We start from the raw sequence: 22896 nt of genomic DNA on the forward strand, positions 1-22896 counted from the left end.
GCCCCTCGCCGTCCACCGCCCGCCCATCTGCCCGTACCCGTCCTCGGCTAGAGTCTGACGCTCAGCGGCAGACCACCCAGGGACCGGACACCCGGTAGAGAACGGAATCGGGGACAGCGCGATGGACAGGCTCCGGAACACCGTCCGCCCCTACGCATGGGGGTCCCTCACGGCCATCCCCGAGCTGCTCGGCCAGGAGCCCACCGGCGAACCGCAGGCCGAACTCTGGATGGGCGCCCACCCCGGCTCACCCTCCCGGGTCGACCGCGGCCACGGACCGCGCTCGCTGGCCGAGGTGATCTCCGCCGACCCGGTCGGCGAACTCGGTGCCGAGGCCACCGCCAAGTTCGGGCCCACCCTGCCCTTCCTGCTCAAGGTGCTGGCCGCCGGCCTCCCGCTGTCCATGCAGGCCCACCCCACCCTGGCGCAGGCCCGGGCCGGCTACGCCGACGAGGAGAACCGCCGGATCCCCCTCGACGCGCCCGAGCGGAACTACAAGGACGCCAACCACAAGCCCGAACTCATCTGTGCGCTCAGCGAGTTCGAAGGCCTCTGCGGCTTCCGCCGGCCCGCCGACGCGGCCGACCTGATGGCCTCCCTCGACCTGCCCGCACTCGACCCGCTGATCGAGACCCTGCGCGGCAAGCCCGAGACCGAGGCGCTCAGCAGCGTGCTGGGCACCGTCCTGTCGATGACCGGCGAGGACGGCCGCCGGCTGGCCACCGAGGTCGCCGCCGCCGTCACCGCCGCCGCCCCCGGCGACCCCACCGGCGCCATGGCCGGCTACGCCTTCGTCGGCCGCACCCACCCCGGTGACACCGGGCTGATCGCCGCCCTGCTGCTCAACCACGTGGTCCTGCGGCCCGGCGAGGCCCTGTACCTCGGCGCCGGCGTCCCGCACGCCTACCTGCGCGGCACCGGTGTGGAACTGATGGCCAACTCCGACAACGTCCTGCGCTGCGGCCTCACCCCCAAGCACGTGGACGTCCCGGAGCTGCTGCGGGTGGTCGACTTCCGGGCCGGCCGGCCGCAGATCCTGCACCCCGAGCCCGGCCCCGACGGCGAACGCCACTACCCGGTACCGATCGACGAGTTCCGGCTGTCCCGCTACACCCTGGGCACCGAGACCCGCCGGCTGGACGGCCGCACCCCGCAGATCCTGCTCTGCACCCGCGGCACCGCCCACCTCACCGCCGACGACGGCAGCACCCTCACCCTGCGGCGCGGCGAGTCCGCCTTCCTGCCCGCCACCGGTGCCGGCACCGACCTGGCCGGCCCGGGCGCCGAGGTCTTCCGCGCCACCGTCACGCTCTGACCGCGTCGGTCCCCCGCCGACGGTCGCACCCCCGGCCAGGTCGCACTCCCGGCCGGTCCCAGCCCGGGACCGCCGATCCCAGGCAGAACGCTCCTCTCCTCAGCCGCGCGCCGCGGTGACAGCCTCGATCCCGTCACCACGAACCACCCAGGGAGAAGGAGCGCCACCATGCGCGCAGTCCTCGTCAAGACGTTCGGCGGACCGGAGACCGCAGAGATCGCGGAGATCGAGCTGCCGGAGCCCGGCCCCGGCCAGGTCCGGATCCGCAACCAGGCGCTCGCCGTCCACCCCGCCGACGTCGCCGTCCGGGCCGGCTTCCTCGCCGCCCTCCTCCCCGAGCAGCCCTCCTACCGCCTCGGCTGGGACACCGCCGGCGTCGTCGACGCGATCGGCGAGGGCGTCGAGGACCTCCGGACCGGCGACCCGGTCATCGGCCTGACCCACTGGTTCGCCACCCGCAACGGCACCCACGGCGACTTCGCCGTGCTGCCCGCCGCCACGGTCGCCCCCGCCCCGGCCGGCCTGACCCCCGCCGAGGCCGCCACCCTCCCGCTCAACGGCCTCACCGCACTGCAGGCACTCGACCTCGCCGAACTGCGCGACGGCGGCACCCTCCTGATCACCGGCGCCGCCGGCAACCTCGGCCACTTCGCCACCCAGCTCGCCCGCTACCGCGGCCTGCGGGTCATCGCGATCGCCCGGGCCACCGACCGCGACGGGCTCACCGCGCTCGGGGCGGAGTTCGTCGAAGCCGGCGACCAGGCCCTCGCCGCCGTCCAGCGGCTCGCCCCCGGCGGCGTCGACGCCGTCCTCGACACCGCGCTGACCGGCGCCGCGCTGCTCCCGGCGGTCCGCGCCGACGGCGTCTTCCTCGCGGTCCGCCCGCCGGCCGCACCCGAGTCCGAGCGCGGCATCAAGGTCGTCGTGGTGAACGTGCGCCCCGACGGCCACCAGCTCGGCGAACTGACCAAGCTCGCCGAGGACGGCCGCCTCACCACCCGGATCGCCGGCACCCACCCGCTCACCGAGGTCGCCGCCGCCCACGAGCACGCCGCCCGCCCGGGCATCCGCGGCGCGGTCGTCCTCACCGTCTGACCACCCCGAAGGGCCGGCCGCCCACCCCGGCCGGCCCCGGGCGGGTCCTCCCCGCACCGGTCGGCAGGCCGACCGGTCAGGTCACGTCGCGGGTCATGTCGACGAAGCGCGAGTAGTGGCCCTGGAAGGCGACCGTGATGGTGGCGGTCGGACCGTTACGGTGCTTGGCCACGATCAGGTCGGCCTCGCCGGCGCGCGGGGACTCCTTCTCGTAGGCGTCCTCGCGGTGCAGCAGGATCACCATGTCGGCGTCCTGCTCGATCGAGCCCGATTCACGCAGGTCGGAGACCATCGGCTTCTTGTCGGTGCGCTGCTCGGGGCCACGGTTCAGCTGGGAGAGCGCGATGACCGGGAGTTCGAGCTCCTTGGCCAGCAGCTTCAGGTTTCGCGACATGTCGGAGACCTCCTGCTGGCGGCTCTCCGCCCGCCGGGAGCCACCGGCCTGCATCAGCTGCAGGTAGTCGATGACCACCAGCTTGAGATCCTGACGCTGCTTCAACCGGCGACACTTGGCGCGGATCTCCATCATCGACAGGTTCGGCGAATCGTCGATGTACAGCGGCGCGTTGGTCACGTCCGGCATCCGCCGGGCCACCCGGGTCCAGTCCTCGTCGGTCATGTTGCCGGAGCGCATGTGGTGCAGCGCGACCCGGGCCTCGGCCGAGAGCAGGCGCATCGCGATCTCGTTGCGCCCCATTTCGAGCGAGAAGATCACGCTCGGCAGGTTGTTGTGGATCGAACAGGCCCGCGCGAAGTCCAGTGCCAGCGTGGAGTTGTGGACCACGATGTCGTTGGCGACGAAGTTGTGGGTGCCGTCGACCGTCAGGTCGTAGACCTGCTCCTCCCCGGCCGGGACGATCGACTCCACCCGGTCCCACTGGACGTCCGAGTCGGCGATGTCCAGCAGCTCCCGCGAGTCCAGCGCCTTCGCCAGCTCCGTCAACCGGTGCCGGCTGACCTGCTGGCCGACGTGCCAGTTGTGGTTGCGCGGCCGGCCGCAGCGCGCGCTCACGTCCGCCCAGCTCGACGCGCCCTTGGCGGCCGCGATCAGCTCCCAGACCTCACCGGGCACCAGATCCAGGTTGGGCTGGCCGGTCCGCTCGCCGATGCTCTCCAGCACCTCGGCTACCTGGCGCTCCTTGGAGAAGATGCCGACCCGCGCGGCGAAGGTCCGGATCTGGTCGATGTCGTGGATCAGGACCTGGAAGGCGGGCCGCCGCTCGCCCTGGTACGGCACGGTCCGCCGGACCACCTTGGCGACGATGCCCAACCGCAGCAGCAGGTGCGCCACGTCGCGGGCGAGGCGCTCGCTCACCGAGCAGTAGCCGATCTGCGGCTGGTTGCCGGGCTTGGAGACCGAGGCCCAGCCGTCGGTGGCGTACAGCCGGGACAGGAAGAGCGCGATCTGCGCCTCCGGGAGCCGGAAGAACACCTCGGGGACGAACTTGGTGTGGCTGCCCCGGCCCATCAGGCCCCACTCCTGCAGCCGCGCCGTCAGCTGATTGGGGCCGGGCACGGCGCTCGCGAAGGTGAGCCGCGACGGATGCTGGTGACCGTCCGCCGGCGAGGCGCAGTCCCGGTCGGCGCAGGCGCGGACGACACCGTGGTGGGTCCGCAGCAACAGCTGCCGCGCCCAGTGGTCGGCGTCCTGGCGGACCGGCTCGGAGAACGCGGTCAGCTGCGGAGTGGCGGCGAGCAGGCAACCGTCACCGATCAGGTAGCCGGTCAGCGCCACCAGCGCGCTCGGCAGTTCCGTCGACGGCAGGGCGGGCAGGCTCCGGGCCACCGCGATCCGGTCGCCGGGGCGGAGTTCCTCCAGCGGCACCCAGCCGCGGAGGGTGCGGAACGGGTGGTTCGCCGTCGCGGTGATGGACCGCCCGAGCTGGGTGGTCAGCTCGAACACCGCGCGACGGCCGTTGTCGATGAAGTCGGACGGGCGCACGCTGCGCAGCTTCCAGGCCTCGTCGAGGGTGTACACCTCCAGGTGCTCACCGGCCCGCCCCCGCCGTACCAGCTCGGCCATCGTGATGCGTTCACCGCTCAGCGCCTCGGTAAGGACCGTACTGCCGGTAACGCACTTACCCATAGCGGGCCGTGCCGCGATCACGACCATCTGGCCCGGGTGCAGGCCGTTGGTCAGCGCGTCGAGGTCGGCGAAGCCGGTCGGGACGCCGGACATCTGGCCGGCCCGGGAGCCGATCGCCTCGATCTCGTCGAGGGCGCCCTCCATGATGTCGGCGAGCGGGGCGTAGTCCTCGCTGGTGCGCTGCTCGGTGACGGCGTAGATCTCGGCCTGGGCCGCGTTCACGATCTCGTCCACGTCGCCCTCGGCCGCGTACCCCATGCCGGCGATCCGGGTGCCCGCCTCGACCAGCCGGCGCAGGACGGCCCGCTCGTGGACGATCTCCGCGTAGTACTCGGCGTTGGCCGCCGTCGGGACGGAGTTGACCAGGGTGTGCAGGTAGCCGGGGCCGCCGACGCGGGAGAGCTCGCCGCGCTTGGTGAGCTCGCCGGCGACGGTGATCGGGTCGGCCGGCTCGCCGCGGGCGTAGAGGTCGAGGATGGCGCCGTGGATCAGCTCGTGGGCGGGCCGGTAGTAGTCGGCCGGCTTGAGCACCTCGACCACGTCGGCGATGGCGTCCTTGGAGAGCAGCATGCCGCCGAGCACGGACTGCTCGGCCGCGAGGTCCTGCGGCGGGACCCGCTCGAAGCCGTCGGCGCCGCCCGACCGCTCCTCGGAGCGCTCGGCGTCACCCCGGCCGCGCCGGGCGACCTCGCCGCCCTTGCCGCCGCCCTGGAAGCCGCCCTTGGAGCCCGCGCCGCCACCATTGCCGCCACTACCGCCGCTGCCGCCGCCCTCGCGGCGCTGGCGGGAGACCGGGAGCCGGTCGCCGGGGCCCTCCGGGAAGGGGGCGCTGGGGAAGGCATCGTCGGAGGGCTGCCAGTCGTCCTCCGGCGGGGGCGGGACGTCGTGGTCGTCGTAGTGGGGGCCGGTCACGCGTCTTCCCCGATCAGCGAGTGTGGAGCGAGTTGGTTCTGGCGAGCCGTGGCGCGTCCTGTCCTTATTACGCCAGCGGGCCGACAAATCCGCGCCGGGCCGGGCGGTGTCGCCGGGCGGTGGAGTCGGGGCCGCGTCCACGCTACGGGGCCCGGGGCCGATCGGCCAACATGGTTATCCACAGGCCGTGTGGATAACCGGGCCAGGTCTGTGGAGAACCCACCCAAACCTGTGAACAACCCTGTGGACACCTCTGTGGATAACCACACGATCGCCCTGGTGTCAACTCGCTGACCTGCGGCAACCCCCACGGGTGGCTGTGCATGAGAAATTCTTCACACACCCCGCCCGACCCGGTTCACGCCGTCGCCGAGCCCGATCGACCGGACTTTCGAGTAAGTGTCACATCCCACAGTTGTCTCTTACCTGTGGATGAGTAGGCTGGCAGCCATGACCACCGCCGCCCCGCACCGCCGCAGGCACGACCGCGAGATCCTCGCCCTGGCGGTACCGGCCTTCGGCGCCCTGGTCGCCGAGCCGCTGTTCCTGCTGGCCGACTCGGCCATCGTCGGCCACCTCGGCACCGCCCAGCTGGCCGGCCTCGGGGTCGCCTCCGCCGCGCTGACCACCGCCACCGGCGTCTTCGTCTTCCTCGCCTACGCCACCACCGCCGCGGTCGCCCGCCGGATCGGCGCCGGCGACCGGCGGGCCGCCGTCCAGCAGGGCATCGACGGCATCTGGCTGGCCCTGCTGCTCTCCGCGGGCATGGTGGCGCTCACCCTCGCCCTCGCCCCGCAGGCCGCCGCGGCCCTCGGCGCCTCCCCGACCGCCGCCCCGTACGCGGTCGACTACCTGCGGATCAGTGCCCTGGGCATCCCCGCCATGCTGATGGTGCTGGCGGCCACCGGGGTGCTGCGCGGGCTGCAGGACACCCGCACCCCCCTGGTGGTCGCGGTCGGCGGCTTCACCACCAACATCCTGCTCAACCTGGGCCTGGTGTACGGCGCCGGGCTGGGCGTGGCCGGCTCGGCCTGGGGCACGGTGCTGGCCCAGAACGCGATGGCGGCCGCGTACCTGGTGGTGGTGGTCCGCGGCGCCCGCCGGGAGGGCGCCGGTCTGCGTCCCGACCCGGCCGGCATCCGCGCCTGCGCCCGGGCCGGCGGCCCGCTGGTGGTCCGCACCGTGAGCCTGCGCGGGGTGCTGCTGATCGCCACCGCGGTCGCCGCCCACCTGGGCGACACCGAGGTGGCCGCCCACCAGATCGCGATGACGGTGTGGACCTTCGTGGCGTTCGCGCTGGATGCCATCGCCATCGCCGGCCAGGCCATCATCGGCCGCCACCTCGGTGCCGGGGACGTCCCCGGCACCACCGCCGCCACCCGGCGGATGGTCGAGTGGGGCATCGGCTCCGGGGTGGCGCTCGGACTGCTGATGGTGCTGGCGGCGCCGCTGTACGTCCCGCTGTTCAGCGCGGACCCGGCGGTACGGTCCCAGCTGACCGCCGTCCTGCTGCTGGCCGCGCTCACCCAGCCGGTGGGCGGCGTGGTGTTCGTGCTGGACGGGGTGCTGATGGGTGCCGGCGACGGCGGCTACCTGGCCGGGGCGATGCTCGCCACGCTGCTGGTGTTCACCCCGGTGGCGCTGGCGGTGCCGGCGCTCGGCGGCGGGCTGGTGGCGCTGTGGTGGGCGATGAACCTGTTCATGCTGCTGCGCGCGGGATTCCTGGTGCTGCGGGTGCGCGGTGGCCGGTGGCTGGTGACCGGCGCGGTCCGGGCCTGAACCCCAGCCCGGCCTGAACCCAGCCCGGCCTGAAGCGGCCGCCCCACCCGCGTACCGGCAGACGCCGAGGGCCGGGCTCCTCCGAGGAGGAGCCCGGCCCTCGGACTGTCACCAGCTACGGCTGGACGTTCAGGCGGCGACGACGTTGACGTCGAGGTTGGCCTGGACATCGGCGTGCAGCTTGACCGAGACCTTGTGGGTGCCCACGGTCTTGATCGGCGAGCCGATCGCGACGGCGCGCTTGTCCACGGTCGGGCCGTCGGCGGCCTTGATGGCGTCGACGACGTCGGCCTGGGTCACCGAACCGAACAGGCGGCCGGCCTCGCCCGAGCGGACGGCCAGCTTGACCTGGAGACCCTCCAGCTTGGCCTTGACCTCGTTGGCAGCCTCGAGGGTCTGGATCGAGTGGATCTTGCGAGCGCGACGGATCGCGTCGACGTCCTTCTGACCGCCCTTGGTCCAGCGGATGGCAACGCCACGCGGGACCAGGTAGTTGCGGGCGTAGCCGTCCTTGACCTCGACGACCTCGCCGGCGCTACCGAGGCCGGGGACCTCGTGAGTGAGGATGATCTTCATTCTGGGGTCACCCTCTCTTAGCGCGTGGTGGAGGTGTAGGGCAGCAGCGCCATCTCACGGCTGTTCTTCACGGCCGTGGCGACGTCACGCTGGTGCTGGGTGCAGTTGCCGGTCACTCGACGGGCACGGATCTTCCCGCGGTCGGAAATGAACTTCCGAAGCAGGTTGGTGTCCTTGTAGTCGACGTACGTGACCTTGTCCTTGCAGAAGACGCAAACCTTCTTCTTCGGCTTGCGAGCAGGCGGCTTCGCCATCATGTGCTCCATTTGGGTTGACGGTCCGGGTGCCTGCAAAAACACCGCGGACCGCACGAAATCTCATCGCAATGCCTGGGCCCCGAGGGGCCCGGCGCACACCGCTTCAGTACCGCTTAGAACGGGGGCTCTTCCGAGAAGCCGCCGCCGGAGTTTCCACCCCAGCCGCCGCCACCCTGGTTCCCGCCGGAGGGCGCGCTGGACGCCCACGGGTCGTCGGACGGACCGGACTGACCGCCGCCGGAGTTTCCACCCCAGCCGCCGCTGCCCTGGTTGCCGCCGCCGCCGTAACCGCCGCCGCCGCCGCCCTGCTGGCCGCCGAAGCCGCCACCGCCGCCGCCCTGGCCGCCGGGACCGCCGGAGCGGTTGGCGCGGGTGACCTTGGCGGTCGCCGAGCGGAGGCTCGGGCCGACCTCGTCGACCTCGACCTCGAAGACCGTCCGCTTCTCGCCTTCCTTGGTCTCGTAAGACCGCTGGCGCAGTCGGCCCTGCACGATCACGCGCATGCCGCGCTGCAGCGACTCGGCCACGTTCTCCGCCGGCTGACGCCAGACGTTGCACGTGAGGAAGAGGCTCTCGCCGTCCTTCCACTCGTTCGTCTGACGGTCGAAGGTGCGCGGGGTGGACGCGATACGGAACTTCGCGACCGCCGCACCCGACGGGGTGAAGCGCAGCTCGGGGTCGTCGACGAGATTGCCGACGAGGGTGATGACGGTCTCGCCTGCCATGGTGGTGATGACCTCTCGGAACGGAGTTCTGCGGTGCTCGCCCGATGTTTCACGTGAAACACCGGACGTGAACCACCTGACGCCCGCGGGCGTCAGGAGTGGCTCAGTGGGTGTCCGGGCGCAGGACCTTGGTCCGCAGAACCGACTCGCTCAGGCTCAGCTGACGGTCGAGCTCCTTGACGACCTCAGGCGTGGCCTTGAGGTCGATGACCGAGTAGATGCCCTCGGACTGCTTGTTGATCTCGTAAGCCAGACGGCGCCGGCCCCAGGTGTCGACCTTCTCAACCTTGCCGCCGCCGGTGCGGACGACGTTGAGGAAGTTCTCGATCAGGGGGGAGACAGCGCGCTCCTCGACCGACGGGTCGAGGATGACCATCAGCTCGTAGTGACGCATGTGGAACCCACCTCCTTTGGACTCAACGGCCACGGTCTCTCCGTGGCAGGAGGGTTGTGCAGCGTCGGCACCGGAGCAGTGACCGACCCGCTCACCGTAGTGAAGGGGTCCGACATTCGGGCCCCGGCCCGCGAACGGGCATGAAGGGGCACAACTACACCAGTGCAGACCGCACAGCCTACCTGGCCCCGGACGGCCCAACCAAACCGCTTCCGCTCCGGGTCGGCGGCCGGCCCGTCGGAGGCGGGCGTCGGGGCCGGTCGCCGGGCGGCCTCACGGACCGTGTCCGCAGGGGTTGTGATCCGCGCCATACGGCAGCAATCTGGACAGAACGGCATGTCCCTCCCGTGGACATGCCTCCTCCAACGGAGGTGGGTCCTCATGGCACAGACCATCCGCCGCATGCCCCCGCTCACCCTCAACACCGACGGCCGGCCGCACCCGCGGGAGAACACCCTGGTCGGCATCTCCGCCGTGCTCGGCCTGGTGGCGTTCATCAGCTGCTGGTTCTACAGCGTGCACCTGCTCAGCTCCTGGGCCGGCCTGTTCGGCATCGCCGTCGCCCTGTGGGGCCAGTTCATCTCGGTGACCACCGCCGAGCGGTTCGTCCTGGTCATCTCGCTCGGAATGTCGGCCATCGGTTTCTACCTCGGCATCGCCCACGGCGGCCTGTGGTGAGGCGCGCGGAGCCGGCCGAGCGCCGATCCGCCACCTGAGGTGACAACAGCGCCGTAACCTTCATCGCCCTCCTTGCGTAGATACCTGTGCAGAGGTCCGCAAGGAGGGCGACGCCATGTCGGCCCGACCCCACCGAAACGGACCATTCGGGCGATAGGGTCAAACCCTGGATCGGCCCACCGAGGAGGAGCACCCGAGAATGAGCCTGCGCCTGAGGACCATCACCCGCGAGGAGCACCTGGACTTCATCCGGAGCCGGCCCTCCGCCAGCCACATGCAGGTGCCGTCCTGGGCCGCCGTGAAGGCGGAGTGGCGCTCGGAGAGCCTCGGCTGGTTCGACGAGGGCGGCGCCCTGGTCGGCGCCGGGCTGGTGCTCTACCGGCAGCTGCCCAAGCTCAAGCGCTACCTGGCGTACCTGCCCGAGGGGCCGGTGATCGACTGGTTCGACCAGGAGCTCGGCCACTGGCTGGAGCCGATGCTCGCCCACCTCAAGTCGCAGGGCGCCTTCTCGGTGAAGATGGGGCCGCCGGTGGTGATCCGCCGCTGGGAGGCCACCACCATCAAGGAGGCGATCGCCGGCAACGAGGCGAAGCGGCTGCGCGACGTCGACCCGGACTGGTACGAGCCGCGCGCCTTCGAGGTGGCCGACCGGCTGCGCAGGTCCGGCTGGCTGCAGGGCGAGGACGGCGGCGCCGGCTTCGGCGACGTCCAGCCCCGGTACGTGTTCCAGGTCCCACTGGCCAACCGCTCGCTGGACGACGTGCAGCGCGGCTTCAACCAGCTGTGGCGCCGCAACATCAAGAAGGCCGAGAAGAGCGGCGTCGAGGTGGTCCAGGGCGGCTACGAGGACCTGGCCGTCTTCCACCAGCTCTACCTGGTCACCGCGGAGCGGGACCGCTTCACCCCGCGCCCGCTGAGCTACTTCCAGCGGATGTGGACGGCGCTGGTGGCCGAGGACCCGAACCGGATGCGGCTGTACATCGCGTACCACGAGGGCGAGCCGCTGGCCGCGACCACCATGCTGACCGTCGGCGAGCACGTCTGGTACTCCTACGGCGCCTCCGCCAACCACAAGCGCGAGGTCAAGCCCTCCAACGCGATCCAGTGGCGGATGATCCGCGACTCCTACGCGCTCGGCGGCAGCGTCTACGACCTGCGCGGCATCAGCGACACCCTGGACGAGGACGACCCGCTGTTCGGGCTGATCCAGTTCAAGCTGGGCACCGGCGGCCAGGCCGCCGAGTACCTCGGCGAGTGGGACTTCCCGTTGAACAAGCTGCTGCACAAGGCGCTCGACCTCTACATGTCGCGCCGCTGACCGCAGCGGCGCCGACCGACCACCGACCCACCCGGGGAGAGCACGCATGACCCTCTCGTTGTCCGTGGAGACCGCCCGCTGGCGGGCCCACCAGCAGTCCGTCCTGGCCGAGTTCCCCGGGCTGGTGCCGGTCGCCAAGGGCAACGGCTACGGCTTCGGGAACGTCCGGCTCGCCGAGGAGGCCGACCGGCTGGGCGCCCGGCTGCTCGCGGTCGGCACCGGGCGGGAGGCCGCCGAGGTGGCCGCGGTGTTCCCCGGGGACCTGCTGGTGCTGACCCCCTTCCGGGCCGGCGAACCGTTGGAGGGCCCGGCGGGGCGGACGGTGCGGACGGTGTCGCACGCGGAGGTGCTGCACGCGCTGCCGGCCGGGTCCCGGGTGGTGGTGGAGTGCATGACCAGCATGCGCCGGCACGGCATCGCGCCCGGCGACCTCGACCGGCTGGCCCTGGACGGGCTGGTGCTGGAGGGTTTCGCGCTGCACCTGCCGCTGGACCGGCCGGACGGCTCGGACCCGGTGGCCGAGGTCGCCGAGTGGGTGCGGGCGATCACCGCGGCCGGGCTGCCGGCCTCCACCGTCCTGCTCAGCCACCTGCCCGCGGCCGACCAGGGCCGGCTGCGGCGGCAGTTCCCGGACACCGCGTTCCGCTCCCGGATCGGCACCCGGCTGTGGCTCGGCGACGTCGGCGCCCTGCAGGCCCGGGCGACGGTGCTGGACGTCACCCCGATCGCGAAGGGCGAGCGCTACGGCTACCGCCAGCACAAGGCGCCCTCCGACGGGCAGCTGCTGGTGGTCACCGGCGGCACCGCGCACGGGGTGGGCCTGGAGGCGCCGAAGTACGTGCACGGGGTGGTGCCCCGGGCCAAGGGGCTGGCCCGGGCGGGCCTGGCCACGGTGAACCGCACGCTGTCGCCCTACGCGTGGGACGGCCGGCAGCTGTGGTTCGCCGAGCCGCCCCACATGCAGGTCTCGATCCTCTTCCTGCCCGGCGACACCAAGCCCCCGGTGATCGGTGACGAGCTCCTCCTGAACGTCCGTCACACGACCACCCACTTCGACCAGGTGGCGGACCGCTAGCGTCTGCCGCTACGGCCGGTCGGGCCCGTCCCCGCGCTCGGGGGTCTCGGTGCCCGCGGACACCGGCACCGGCGTCAGCCAGTCGGGCTCGCCGTCGGGGGCGTACTGCGCGTAGGTCGACTCCTCGCGCAGCCGGCGCGCACTGCCGAGCACGAAGACGTCCGGGGCGTGGTCCAGGACACCGCCCGAGGGGTCGTCGCTGCCGTCCCAGCGGACCGGGTCGCGCTCCGGCTGGAGGATGTCGCGGACCACCATGAAGCACAGGTAGAGCGTGCCCACCAGGTGCAGCACGATCGCCAGGTGGTACCAGTCCTGGCCGATGCCGTGTTGCTTGGAGTCGCCGATGAAGGCCAGGTAGGACCAGACCCCGAGGAAGTACAGCGCCTCGCAGGCCTGCCAGATCAGGAAGTCGCGCCAGCGCGGGCGGGCCAGCGCGGCCAGCGGGATCAGCCAGAGCACGTACTGCGGCGAGTACACCTTGTTGGTCAGGATGAAGGCGGCGACCACCAGGAAGGCCAGCTGGGCGAAGCGCGGCCGGCGCGGGGCGGACAGCGCCAGCCAGCCGACGCCCAGGCAGCAGGCCACCAGCAGCGCGCCGATCCAGGTGTTCAGGGTGGGCAGCTGCTGGTTGCGGTCCTGCATGAGGATCAGCCAGAAGGAACCGAAGTCCTCCTTGCGGGTCTGGCTGAAGGTGTAGAAGGTCGCCCAGCCCTGCCGGTTGGCGATGATGATCGGCAGGTTGACCACCAGCCAGGCCCCGACCGCCCCGCCCAGCGCCTGGCCGAACGCCCGCCACCGGCCGGCCCGCCAGCAGAGCACCAGCAGCGGACCGAGCAGCAGGATCGGGTACAGCTTGGCCGCGGTGGCCAGGCCGATGAAGACACCGGCCCAGCCGGCGCGCGAGTTGGCCCAGTACGCCATCGCGACCGCGGTGAGCGCCACCGCCAGCAGGTCCCAGTTGATGGTGGCGTCCAGGGCCAGGCAAGGGGCCAGCGCGAACAGCAGCGCGTCCCAGGGCCGGCGGCGGTGGGTGCGGGAGACCGCGATCACCGCGATCACCACGCAGATCAGCAGCATCGCCGCGTTGACCGTCCAGAACCACTGCTCGCGGTGCTCCAGGGTCCCGTCCGGCGTCGTCAGCCAGGCCGCGACCTGCATGAACAGGCCGGTCAGCACCGGGTACTCCAGGTACTGCATGTCCGGGGACGGGGACGGCAGCTTGTCCAGGTAGGGGTGCAGGCCCTGGTCGAAGCCGCGGCCCGAGTAGAGGTGCGGGATGTCGCTGTAGCAGGCGTGGGTGTACTGCGCGGTCGCGCCGTGGAACCAGCCGCCGTCGTAGCAGGGCGCCTTCTGGACCACGCCGAGCAGGTAGACCGCGATGACCACCAGCGCGAGGAACCGGGCCGGGATCCACCAGGAGGTGCCGAGCAGGGCACGGCGTCCGGGCGGCCCGCCGAACAGCTCGCTGCCGGCCGCCGCGACCGGATCCTCGTCGGCCGGCACCACCACGGTGTTGGGCAGCGGACCCTCGGGCTCGGCCGGGGGCTGCGGGATGCCGGCGGCCTCGTCACGCTTGCTCGACGTCATGGCGCACATACTGCCGCACCAACGGCCCCACGAGGAGACTGCCCTCCCAACACGCCGCGCCCCGCAACGCCGGACGCCGGCGGCCCGGGTGGGGCCGCCGGCGTCCGGCGGTGCTGCAGCGGTCGGTGCTCCGCCGCTTCGGGGTCCGGGGCGCTAAGGCACCGGCACCCCGCTGGCGCTCCCGCTCGGCGAGGCCGTACCGCTCGGCGACTTGGTGCCGGTCGGCTTCCCGGTCGGCCTGGTCCCGCTGGGCGAGGGGCACAGCGGGCCGAGGAAGCAGGGCTTCTCGGTGTCGGTCGCGCTCGCGCTCGGCGAGGAGGGCGCCGAGGAGGAGGTCGACGGCCCCGGCTGCGGGTCGGTGGACGCCGGCGCGCTCGCGCTCTCGGAGGCGGAGGCCGAGGCGGACGGCGAGGCCGGCGCGCCGGAGGAGTCGACCTCCTCGCCGATCGGCTCGGGGGTCGGGAAGTCCATCTTGGGCTGGCCGTTGAGGGCCGCCTTCATGTACCGGGTGAAGATGTCGGTCGGGAAGTCACCACCGTGCACGGACTCGTGGCCGGCGGTGCCGTTCAGCGACAGCAGCTTCGACGTGCCCGGCTCCTCGCGCCACATGCCGACCGCGGTGGTCAGCTGCGGGGTGTACCCCACCCACCAGGCCGAGGTGCCGGCGTCGGTGGTACCGGTCTTGCCCGCCACCGGGCGGCCCAGCGCGTTGGTCTTGGTACCGGTACCGGCCTTGGCCACGTTCTCCAGCACGTCGGTGACGTTGTCCGCGACCGCCTGGTCCAGCACCGTCTTGAGCTGGGGCTTGGTGAAGGCCGGGACGGCCGCGCCGTTGTACGTCAGCTTGCTCACCGAGTACGGGTCGGCCTGCTGGCCGCGGGCGGCGAACACCGAGTAGGCGGTGGCCATCCGGATCGAGCTCGGCGTCGAGGTGCCCAGCGGGTAGGTCAGCGTGGAGTTGGCGACCAGGCTCTCCTTGCGCAGGCCCAGCTTGAGCGCCATGTCCTCGACGGCCTTGCCGCCGACGTCCTGGCCGAGCTGGACGAACGGCACGTTGTACGAGTACTGCATGGCCGTCTTCAGCGAGACGTAGCCCGGGTTGTTCCGGCTGTCGTTGCGCTGGTGGTAGGGCTTGCCGTCGTCGCCGATGGCGGGCGAGCCGTCGGACTTGTGGATCTCCGAGTTGTCGTCGGCCAGGTACTTGGACGCCGCGTTTATCCGCTTCGGCTTGCCCTGGTCGTCGGTCTCGGTGAGCACGCCGGTCTGCATCGCGGTGGCCAGCACGAACGGCTTGAAGGTCGAGCCGACCGGGATACCGGTGGAGTCCGCGTTGTTCGAGTAGTGCCCGTTCTCGATGCCCGGGCCGCCGTACAGCGCCACGATCGCCCCGTCGCCCGGCCGCACCGAGGCGGCGCCGACCTGGACGAACTTGTCCGCCTCGCGCTTGTCCGGCTTCAGCGAGTCGGCCTGCACGTCGTCGACGGCCTTCTTCAGCTGCTCCACCTTGTCCTTCTCGAAGGTGGTGTAGATCTGGTAGCCGCCCTGGTCGATCTTCTGCTGGGTGATCGAGGGGTCCTTGCTGGCCAGGTACTTGTTGGCGGTGTCGACCAGGTAGTAGACCTCGCCGTTCATGTTGGCCGGCGCCTTGCGCTCGATCGGCGGCGGGAACTCCTTGCCGCACTTGTCGCTGTCGGCCTGGTTGATCTTCCCGGTGGCCACCATGCGGGACAGGATCCAGGTCCAGCGCTCCTGCATGTTCTTGTGGTTGCCGTCGCTGAGCGTCGGGTCGTAGACCGCCGCGCCCTTGAGCAGACCGGCCAGCATCGCGGCCTGGCAGACGTTGACGTCCTTGGCGTTCACCCCGTAGTACGCCTGGGCGGCGGCCTGGATCCCGGTGGCGCCGCGGCCGTACCAGCTGGTGTTCAGGTAGCCGGTAAGGATGTCGTCCTTCGAGAGCTGGCCGTTGATCTTCAGCGTGATGAAGAGTTCCTTGACCTTGCGGGTCAGGGTCTGGTCCTGACTCAGGTAGGCGTTCTTCACGTACTGCTGCGTGATCGTCGACCCGCCCTGGGTCTCACCGCCGGTCGCCATGTTGTAGACGGCGCGGGCGATGCCCTTGGGGTCGATACCGCTGTCGCCGCGGAAGGACTCGTTCTCGGCCGCGATCACCGCGTCCTGGGCGGGCCGGCTGATGTCCGACAGCTCGACGATCTGACGGTTGGTGGTGCCCTTGCGGGTCATCTCCGAGCCGTCGGCCCAGTAGTAGATGTTGTTCTGATCGTGCACCAGCTCGTTGAGCTTGGGGATCGGCGTCATCTGGTACGCGACCCCGACCGCGCCGACGGTGCCGCCGAAGAAGATCAGGAAGAGCGACAGCACCAGCTTCCACGAGGGCAGCCAGCGGCGGAACCCGGACTTGCCGAACCGCGGGTAGTCGATGAACCGTTTCTTGCCGGGCTTGCCCCCCGACCGGTCCGCGCGTCCGGGCGGCCCGGACTCGCCGCCCCGGCCACCACCCTTCTTCTGCGCCTGCTTGCGCATCTCCGCACGGGTCAGCCGGGGCTGCTGAGCGGTCTCCCGGGCGCCGCGCCGGATCCCCTCGGAGCGCAGCTCGTCGGGCCCGCCGGCCGGTCGGCCGCCGCGCCCGTAGCGGGGCGCGCCCTCGACCGGGCTGCCGAAGGCGTACGGGCGCTCGCCGTCCGACCCACCGCCCGCGGGCTGCTCCCCGTCGCCCGGGTTGGACGACCTCCGCCGGTGTTCGCTCATCTCTCAGCAACTCCTCGGTCAGGCCCTGCGGACCTGAAGGCAGGGTTCTCCGGTGCCCGACGCCGCCCGGCCCCGGGAGCCGATGGTTCCTGGGGGGCGGTCCTCGTGCACACGCGACAGCGTACGCACCCCTGATTCCGTACTAATCGGGCATCAACTGCCATTAGCCGCAAAACGACGGCAGATCATTACATGCCCGTTGCCCAGACCCTCTCCGATGCACTTGACCTGCGCCGCCCCGGCACTCCGGGGCTCTTGTGATCACGTTCACGCGTGCCCCCCTTGCTCGTTCCGTGACCCAGGTTTACTGTTCTCGATATATCGAGCCGATACATCGGGACGGCATAAGCCACCCGTACGTCGGCCGCCACGACTGCGGGGGAAGGAGGCGGGCAGCGTTGAGCAGGCGCTCCGGCGTGCTGGAATTCGCCGTCCTCGGACTGCTGCACGACGCTCCGATGCACGGCTACGAGCTGCGCAAGCGGCTCAACGTCCTGCTCGGTTCGTTCCGCGCCTTCTCCTACGGCACGCTCTACCCCTGCCTGAAGAACCTGGTGGCCCAGGGCTTCCTGGTCGAGGACAACCCGGACTCCGAGTACGTCCCCGCCACCGCGCTCAACGGCAAGCGGTCGAAGATCGTCTACCGGCTCTCCCCCGAGGGCAAGGAGCGCTTCGAGGAGCTGCTCGCCGAGTCCGGACCGGACGCCTGGGAGGACGAGCACTTCGGTGTGCACTTCGCCTTCTTCGGCCGGACCGACAAGGCCGTCCGGATGCGGGTGCTGGAGGGCCGCCGCAGCCGGCTGGAGGAGCGGCTGGAGCGGATGCGCAGCTCGATCGCCCGCACCCGCGAGCGGTTCGACGACTACACGCTGGAGCTCCAGCGGCACGGTCTCGAATCCGTGGAGCGCGAGGTCCGGTGGCTCAACGAGCTGATCGAGACCGAGCGGGCCAACCGCACGGTACGCGGCGGAACGCCGCCGGGTACCGCACAGACTTCGGACGGCCGTGGCCAGGAGGCCGGGTCCTCGGACCCGCCGAGGCCACCGCACGACCGCCCGGGGCGTTCCTGAGTGGAACGCTGCACCGCCCGCGCCCGGCGCCGGCGGTAGGTGAGGGCGCCTCGTGCGCCCGTCTGACAAGTAAGACAGTCATACAGATGTTGAACGAGAACCGCTGAACCACGGCGGATCTCATGAGATCTCAGGGAGCAACCGGAATGGGTTCGGTTCGCGTAGCCATCGTCGGCGTGGGCAACTGCGCCGCCTCGCTGGTGCAGGGTGTCGAGTACTACAAGGACGCCGACCCGGCCGGCAAGGTCCCCGGGCTGATGCACGTGCAGTTCGGCGACTACCACGTCAAGGACGTGGAGTTCGTCGCCGCGTTCGACGTGGACGCCAAGAAGGTCGGCTTCGACCTGGCGGACGCCATCGGCAGCAGCGAGAACAACACCATCAAGATCTGCGACGTGCCGCCGACCGGCGTCACCGTCCAGCGTGGCCACACCCTCGACGGCCTGGGCAAGTACTACCGGGAGACCATCGAGGAGTCCGACGAGGCCCCGGTCGACGTCGTCCAGATCCTCAAGGACCGCCAGGTCGACGTCCTGGTCTGCTACCTGCCGGTGGGCTCCGAGGCCGCCGCCAAGTTCTACGCCCAGTGCGCCATCGACGCCAAGGTCGGCTTCGTGAACGCCCTCCCGGTGTTCATCGCCGGCACCAAGGAGTGGGCGGACAAGTTCACCGAGGCCGGCGTGCCGATCGTCGGTGACGACATCAAGTCGCAGGTCGGCGCGACCATCACGCACCGCGTGATGGCGAAGCTCTTCGAGGACCGCGGTGTCATCCTCGAGCGCACCATGCAGCTGAACGTCGGCGGCAACATGGACTTCAAGAACATGCTCGAGCGCGAGCGCCTGGAGTCCAAGAAGATCTCCAAGACGCAGGCCGTCACCTCGCAGATCCGTGACCGCGAGCTGGGCGCCAAGAACGTCCACATCGGCCCGTCCGACTACGTCGCGTGGCTCGACGACCGCAAGTGGGCGTACGTCCGCCTCGAGGGCCGCGCGTTCGGCGACGTCCCGCTGAACCTGGAGTACAAGCTCGAGGTCTGGGACTCCCCGAACTCGGCCGGTGTCATCATCGACGCCGTGCGCGCCGCGAAGATCGCCAAGGACCGCGGCATCGGCGGCCCGATCCTCTCCGCGTCCTCGTACTTCATGAAGTCGCCGCCGGTCCAGTACTTCGACGACGAGGCCAAGGAGAACGTCGAGAAGTTCATCCGCGGCGAGGTCGAGCGCTGAACCGCCGCCCGCGCGGTGTCGCGGGTCGCGCCCGGCGAGAGCTGTGCGCCGATCCCGTCTGACGCTCCGTGACGCCAGGGGGTCCCGGTCCTGCACCGGGGCCCCCTGCGGCGTTCCCGGCCCATGTTTCACGTGAAACATGGGCCGCCGTCATGGCACCCTGGGCGGGTGTCGATCACGGAGCACGGCAACCCGCAGGACGCGCAGCAGACCTCGCTCGGCAGGCTGCTGCGCGGCCGTGACTTCCGGCGCCTGCTGGGCGTCCGGCTGCTCTCCCAACTCTCCGACGGGGTCTTCCAGGTCTCGCTCGCCGCGTACGTGATCTTCTCGCCCGAGCGCCAGGCCTCGCCGTCCGACATCGCGGCGGTGCTGGCCGTGATGCTGCTGCCGTTCTCCGTGATCGGCCCGTTCGCCGGCGTGATGCTCGACCGCTGGCGGCGCCGGCGGGTGCTCCAGCTCGGCAACCTGGCCCGCTTCGGCCTCGGCCTGGTGACCGCCGCCCTGCTGCTGGGCGGGGCTCCCGAGTGGCTGTTCTTCGCGGCCGCCCTGCTGGTCACCGCGCTCAACCGGTTCATCCTGGCCGGACTGTCCGCCGCGCTCCCCCGGGTGGTCGGCTCCGGTGAGCTGGTCACCGCCAACGCGGTCTCCCCCACCCTGGGCACGGTGGCCGCCGCGGCCGGCGGCGGCGTCGGCTTCGCGGTCCACCAGGTCCTCGCACCCGGCCGGCAGGCCGACGCCGTCCTGGTCACCCTGGCCGCACTCCTCTACCTGAGCGCCGCCCTGGCCGCCCAACGGATCCCGCCGGACCTGCTCGGACCGACCCAGCACCCGGACCGGCCCCCGCTCCGGCGCGCGCTGGCCACCGCCGGGAAGGGGCTGCTGGACGGGGTCCGCCACCTGGTCCGGGACTGCCGCCCGGCGGTGCACGCCCTGGGCGCCGTCACGGTGGCCAGGTTCTGCTACGGCGTGCTGATCGTGGCCGTGCTGATGCTCTCCCGCTACACCTTCAACCACGCCGAGGACAGCGCCGGCGGCCTCGCCAGCCTCGGCCGGGCGGTGGCCTTCTCCGCCGTCGGCTTCTTCCTCGCCGCGGTGATCAGCCCCTGGTGCACACGCCGGCTCGGACTGGCGGGCTGGATGACGACCTGTCTCGGCGCGGCCGCGGTCTTCGTGCCGGCGCTCGGCCTGCTGTTCTCCGAGGGCCCCGCGATGGTGGCCGCACTGCTGCTGGGCGTGGTCACCCAGGGCACCAAGATCTGCGCCGACACGCTGGTCCAGGAGTCGGTGGAGGACGAGTTCCGGGGCCGGGTGTTCGCCATCTACGACGTCCTGTTCAACCTCTCCTTCGTGGCCGCGGCCGGGGTGACCGCCCTGGTCCTGCCGCTGGACGGCCGCTCCGCGCCGGTGGTGGTCGGCGTCGCCGTGGTGTACGCGCTCGGCGCCGTGGGCTACGCCCGCGCGGCCCGCCGCGCACCGGCCCGCCCCGCCGAACGGGCCGACGCCCCCGTGGGCCGATAAAGTACGTCAACGCACCGCGTTGTCACCGTAGTTGCCCCGGGGAACATCTGATGAGCACGCCGCCGCCCGGCCCGTACCACCCGCCCCCGTACGGACCGCCGCCGGCGGGGCCGCCCGTCCCGCCGGTAGCGCCGGTACCGCAGCAGGGCTACGGGTACCCCGGGTACGGGCCGCCGGGGCACCCGGTGCCGCCGGCCCCGCCGTTACCGATCGCGCCGTTCCCGCCTTCACCGCGGCCCTTCCCGCCACCGGTCGCGGCGCCGCCGCCCCGGCGGACCGCGTGGCTGCCGCTGCGGGCGGTCGGGGCCGGGTTCGTCGTGCTCCTCCTCCTGCTGGTCGGCTTCCTGGCGGTCGACGGCGGCCCGGCCAGACCTGCGGCCGGCGACTGCGTGCGCATCGTCGGACGCACCGACCTGGACAAGGTCGCCTGCACCGACCCGAACGCCGACCACCGCGTGCTGGCCCGCTTCGACGCCAGCACGGACATCGCGCGGTGCAGCGGCGTCCCGGGCACCACCGCCCAGTACCGCGGCTCAACCGGACGACGCTGGCACAAGCGGGCGTACGTCCTGTGCCTGGGCCCGCTCGCCGGTACCGGTGCCCCGGCGGAGCGGGCCTGACCGTCGGGCCGCACCGTCAAGCGGTGAGACCGTCCGGGCTGTCGGGCACCCCCTCGTCCAGCGCGCTCAGCAACCGCCGGCGGCGCCTGGCGACGGCCCGCTCGTCGTCGTCCAGCACGATCCGCTCCAGCCGGTCCACCCGGTCGGTGACCGCGTCGAGCCGCCGGCTGTTGCCGCCCACCTCGTCCACGAGGGCGTTCAGCACCGGGACCACGGTGGCCGCCAGCACCGCGCGGACCACCTGCTCGGCGACCCTGGCGACAGCGGCGTCCACACTGCCTTCGGGCGGCCCGGGACGGTTGTCCACAGCCTCCTCCGGCCCCTCCGGGACCTTCGCCGACCGCGCCCGCTGCTCGGCATCGAGCAGGTAGCACCGCACCTGACGTGCGGTTTCGCTGTCCCGCAGGAGCATCGCGACGTTCAGCACGGTGCGGCGGGTGAACAGCGCCAGCGACCGCGCGCGGGACTGGATCCGACAGACTTCCTTCAAGGAATTCAGTCGGACGCCGGTCGCCACCACGTACCCGTTCGAGGTGAGCTCGGCCCGGTGGTCGTGGACCAGCGAGTAGATCGCCTGTTCCGTCACCCCGAAGTACGCGGCCACCCCCTCGGTGGTGACGTGGACCTCGTCCGGCAGCAGTTCGAGGGCCTTGACCCGGTCGAGCACCTCGACCCGGTCGGCGACCGTCGATCGCATCGTCGGGGACTCCAGCAGTACGGCGTCGACAGACATCTCACGACCTCGCTCTCCGAAGGACGGACCCTCCGCCTTCGGAGCACAGCGAACGCCACCGCGGCCCACCGGGCGGCCGTACCGGCCGGGAACACACGATCGAGTGGAAGAGCTAAAGCGGCACCTTCCCCTCCGAGCACACCTGTCCCACCGTCATCTCAAAGCACGCCATAACGGTTGGATGACCATCTATCTGACGGACTATCTCATTGCATGACAAAACCGATAGCGTCCGGGCTTTGCTTCCACATGACACTCATCCCGGGGGACCAAGTCTTGACCACGCCGCCGACACCCACGCCGACACCCACGCCGCCGCTCCCGCCGCAGACGCCGCCCGCTCCTGCCGCGCCCACCGTGCCCACCTCGCCCGCCGCGCCCACCTCGGACGCGCCCGCACCGCCGATCGTCTACGGCGCCCCACCGGCGGCCGTCCCCGGCCAGCAGCTGCCCGGCCCCTTCCTCGGCCGCCCCGAGGCCCAGGCCCTCCCCGCCGACCAGCAGTTCCACCCGGGCCCGTTCTGCCGCTTCTGCGGCTCGGTGCCGGCCGTGCCCGCCAGCATCCGCGGCCACCAGGGGATCCTCGTGGTGATGCGGTTCCTCAAGCTCACCGGCCCGTTCTGCCGGACCTGCGGCATCGCGGCGCACCGCAACATGACCGCGAAGAGCCTCGTCGAAGGCTGGTGGGGCATCGCCTCCTTCGTGATCAACCCGCTCACCATGCTGGTGAACCTCCCGCAGCGCTGGAAGATCAGCCGGCTGGCACCGCCCGTCCCGGGCGCACCCGGCCGGCCGATGGACCCGGGCAAGCCGCTGTACCGGCGGATCGCCGTCCTCGGCTTCCTGGTGCCGCTGCTGGTCGTCGGCGCGATCGCCTTCATGGCCGGACGTGACGCCGACTTCGCGGACACCGGCGACTGCCTGCACAACTCCGGCACCCGCGCCGCCCCCGACGTGACCGTGGTCGACTGCGGCGACCCGGACGCCGACTACCGGCTGCTGGGGAAGATCAGCGACACCACCGACCCGCAGGCCTGCGACATCTACCCCGGCACCACGGCCGTGTACTACAAGGAGTACCGCTCCACCCGGTACGTGCTCTGCCTGGTGAAGCTCGGCGGCCCGGCGCCGTCCACCGGCACGGCGCCGCTCAGCAGCTGAGC

General features: G+C 71.6%; 19 protein-coding genes. 11 read left to right on the forward strand and 8 right to left on the reverse strand.

What is annotated here, in order from left to right:
• Positions 1-121 precede the first annotated feature (121 nt).
• Together manA and ABT014_RS06540 are read left to right on the forward strand one after the other, a co-directional pair.
• Complete coding sequence (gene manA, locus ABT014_RS06535) at positions 122-1315, forward strand: mannose-6-phosphate isomerase, class I (RefSeq protein WP_350637533.1); 1194 nt, start codon at positions 122-124, stop codon at positions 1313-1315.
• A 168-nt stretch (positions 1316-1483) separates the two neighbouring features.
• Entirely contained in the window at positions 1484-2410 is a 927-nt protein-coding gene (locus ABT014_RS06540; RefSeq protein WP_350637534.1) for an NADP-dependent oxidoreductase, read from the forward strand.
• A gap of 76 nt (positions 2411-2486) precedes the next feature.
• Here the strand turns inward: ABT014_RS06540 and dnaB are convergent, their stop codons facing one another.
• Positions 2487-5408 carry a replicative DNA helicase gene (gene dnaB, locus ABT014_RS06545; RefSeq protein ID WP_350637535.1) on the reverse strand — a complete coding sequence of 974 codons (2922 nt, stop codon included), beginning with the start codon at positions 5406-5408 and terminating at the stop codon, positions 2487-2489.
• 450 nt (positions 5409-5858) lie between these two features.
• On the opposite strand from dnaB, the gene ABT014_RS06550 reads away from it, so the two are divergent.
• A complete protein-coding gene (locus tag ABT014_RS06550) occupies positions 5859-7187 on the forward strand; it encodes an MATE family efflux transporter (protein ID WP_350637536.1) in 1329 nt (442 codons plus the stop codon).
• A 129-nt stretch (positions 7188-7316) separates the two neighbouring features.
• Here ABT014_RS06550 and rplI read toward each other — a convergent pair whose 3' ends face one another.
• The 4 genes from rplI to rpsF form a co-directional block, all read right to left on the reverse strand.
• Positions 7317-7763 carry a 50S ribosomal protein L9 gene (gene rplI / locus ABT014_RS06555; protein ID WP_350637537.1) on the reverse strand — a complete coding sequence of 149 codons (447 nt, stop codon included), beginning with the start codon at positions 7761-7763 and terminating at the stop codon, positions 7317-7319.
• 17 nt (positions 7764-7780) lie between these two features.
• Positions 7781-8017: a 30S ribosomal protein S18 gene (gene rpsR / locus ABT014_RS06560; RefSeq protein ID WP_033821237.1), complete on the reverse strand. Its 237-nt coding sequence runs from the start codon at positions 8015-8017 to the stop codon at positions 7781-7783.
• A 116-nt stretch (positions 8018-8133) separates the two neighbouring features.
• Positions 8134-8745, reverse strand: coding sequence for a single-stranded DNA-binding protein (locus ABT014_RS06565; RefSeq protein ID WP_350637538.1), 612 nt, complete (start codon positions 8743-8745; stop codon positions 8134-8136).
• Positions 8746-8848: 103 nt separating this feature from the next.
• Positions 8849-9139 carry a 30S ribosomal protein S6 gene (gene rpsF, locus ABT014_RS06570; RefSeq protein WP_100889263.1) on the reverse strand — a complete coding sequence of 97 codons (291 nt, stop codon included), beginning with the start codon at positions 9137-9139 and terminating at the stop codon, positions 8849-8851.
• A gap of 381 nt (positions 9140-9520) precedes the next feature.
• Here rpsF and ABT014_RS06575 point away from each other — a divergent pair, with 381 nt between their 5' ends.
• From ABT014_RS06575 to ABT014_RS06585, 3 genes are all read left to right on the forward strand, one after another.
• A complete protein-coding gene (locus tag ABT014_RS06575; protein WP_350637539.1) occupies positions 9521-9817 on the forward strand; it encodes a hypothetical protein in 297 nt (98 codons plus the stop codon).
• 199 nt (positions 9818-10016) lie between these two features.
• Positions 10017-11135, forward strand: a complete 1119-nt coding sequence (locus ABT014_RS06580; protein ID WP_350637540.1) for a lipid II:glycine glycyltransferase FemX — start codon at positions 10017-10019, stop codon at positions 11133-11135.
• 46 nt (positions 11136-11181) lie between these two features.
• Positions 11182-12210 carry an alanine racemase gene (locus ABT014_RS06585; RefSeq protein WP_350637541.1) on the forward strand — a complete coding sequence of 343 codons (1029 nt, stop codon included), beginning with the start codon at positions 11182-11184 and terminating at the stop codon, positions 12208-12210.
• A gap of 9 nt (positions 12211-12219) precedes the next feature.
• On the opposite strand, the gene ABT014_RS06590 is transcribed toward ABT014_RS06585, so the two are convergent.
• Both ABT014_RS06590 and ABT014_RS06595 read right to left on the reverse strand, forming a co-directional pair.
• Positions 12220-13806, reverse strand: coding sequence for a glycosyltransferase family 87 protein (locus tag ABT014_RS06590; RefSeq protein WP_502894869.1), 1587 nt, complete (start codon positions 13804-13806; stop codon positions 12220-12222).
• Positions 13807-13950: 144 nt separating this feature from the next.
• Complete coding sequence (locus ABT014_RS06595) at positions 13951-16563, reverse strand: transglycosylase domain-containing protein (RefSeq protein WP_350637543.1); 2613 nt, start codon at positions 16561-16563, stop codon at positions 13951-13953.
• Between the two features lie 398 nt (positions 16564-16961).
• On the opposite strand from ABT014_RS06595, the gene ABT014_RS06600 reads away from it, so the two are divergent.
• From ABT014_RS06600 to ABT014_RS06615, 4 genes are all read left to right on the forward strand, one after another.
• Positions 16962-17633: a PadR family transcriptional regulator gene (locus ABT014_RS06600; protein WP_350637544.1), complete on the forward strand. Its 672-nt coding sequence runs from the start codon at positions 16962-16964 to the stop codon at positions 17631-17633.
• Positions 17634-17779: 146 nt separating this feature from the next.
• Positions 17780-18862 (forward strand): inositol-3-phosphate synthase, encoded by a 1083-nt coding sequence (locus ABT014_RS06605; protein WP_350637545.1) that lies wholly within the window; start codon positions 17780-17782, stop codon positions 18860-18862.
• A 168-nt stretch (positions 18863-19030) separates the two neighbouring features.
• Positions 19031-20380: an MFS transporter gene (locus ABT014_RS06610; protein WP_350637546.1), complete on the forward strand. Its 1350-nt coding sequence runs from the start codon at positions 19031-19033 to the stop codon at positions 20378-20380.
• Between the two features lie 317 nt (positions 20381-20697).
• Positions 20698-21000, forward strand: coding sequence for an LppU/SCO3897 family protein (locus ABT014_RS06615; protein WP_350637547.1), 303 nt, complete (start codon positions 20698-20700; stop codon positions 20998-21000).
• Positions 21001-21016: 16 nt separating this feature from the next.
• Here ABT014_RS06615 and ABT014_RS06620 read toward each other — a convergent pair whose 3' ends face one another.
• Positions 21017-21733, reverse strand: coding sequence for a restriction endonuclease (locus ABT014_RS06620; RefSeq protein ID WP_350637548.1), 717 nt, complete (start codon positions 21731-21733; stop codon positions 21017-21019).
• A gap of 357 nt (positions 21734-22090) precedes the next feature.
• On the opposite strand from ABT014_RS06620, the gene ABT014_RS06625 reads away from it, so the two are divergent.
• Positions 22091-22894, forward strand: coding sequence for an LppU/SCO3897 family protein (locus tag ABT014_RS06625; RefSeq protein WP_350637549.1), 804 nt, complete (start codon positions 22091-22093; stop codon positions 22892-22894).
• The last annotated feature ends 2 nt before the right edge of the window (positions 22895-22896 follow it).

The sequence above is a fragment of the Kitasatospora sp. NPDC094015 genome, from assembly GCF_040304075.1.
Lineage (GTDB): Bacteria > Actinomycetota > Actinomycetes > Streptomycetales > Streptomycetaceae > Kitasatospora.

Bases quoted from the DNA above. Each gene is read 5' to 3' on its own strand.
- ABT014_RS06605 (WP_350637545.1), top strand. From the start codon at position 17,780: ATGGGTTCGGTTCGCGTAGCCATCGTCGGCGTGGGCAACTGCGCCGCC.
- ABT014_RS06590 (WP_502894869.1), bottom strand. From the start codon at position 13,806: ATGTGCGCCATGACGTCGAGCAAGCGTGACGAGGCCGCCGGCATCCCG.
- ABT014_RS06575 (WP_350637539.1), top strand. From the start codon at position 9,521: ATGGCACAGACCATCCGCCGCATGCCCCCGCTCACCCTCAACACCGAC.
- rplI (WP_350637537.1), bottom strand. From the start codon at position 7,763: ATGAAGATCATCCTCACTCACGAGGTCCCCGGCCTCGGTAGCGCCGGC.
- ABT014_RS06620 (WP_350637548.1), bottom strand. From the start codon at position 21,733: ATGTCTGTCGACGCCGTACTGCTGGAGTCCCCGACGATGCGATCGACG.
- manA (WP_350637533.1), top strand. From the start codon at position 122: ATGGACAGGCTCCGGAACACCGTCCGCCCCTACGCATGGGGGTCCCTC.
- rpsF (WP_100889263.1), bottom strand. From the start codon at position 9,139: ATGCGTCACTACGAGCTGATGGTCATCCTCGACCCGTCGGTCGAGGAG.
- ABT014_RS06540 (WP_350637534.1), top strand. From the start codon at position 1,484: ATGCGCGCAGTCCTCGTCAAGACGTTCGGCGGACCGGAGACCGCAGAG.
- rpsR (WP_033821237.1), bottom strand. From the start codon at position 8,017: ATGGCGAAGCCGCCTGCTCGCAAGCCGAAGAAGAAGGTTTGCGTCTTC.
- ABT014_RS06595 (WP_350637543.1), bottom strand. From the start codon at position 16,563: ATGAGCGAACACCGGCGGAGGTCGTCCAACCCGGGCGACGGGGAGCAG.
- ABT014_RS06550 (WP_350637536.1), top strand. From the start codon at position 5,859: ATGACCACCGCCGCCCCGCACCGCCGCAGGCACGACCGCGAGATCCTC.
- ABT014_RS06580 (WP_350637540.1), top strand. From the start codon at position 10,017: ATGAGCCTGCGCCTGAGGACCATCACCCGCGAGGAGCACCTGGACTTC.
- ABT014_RS06565 (WP_350637538.1), bottom strand. From the start codon at position 8,745: ATGGCAGGCGAGACCGTCATCACCCTCGTCGGCAATCTCGTCGACGAC.
- ABT014_RS06585 (WP_350637541.1), top strand. From the start codon at position 11,182: ATGACCCTCTCGTTGTCCGTGGAGACCGCCCGCTGGCGGGCCCACCAG.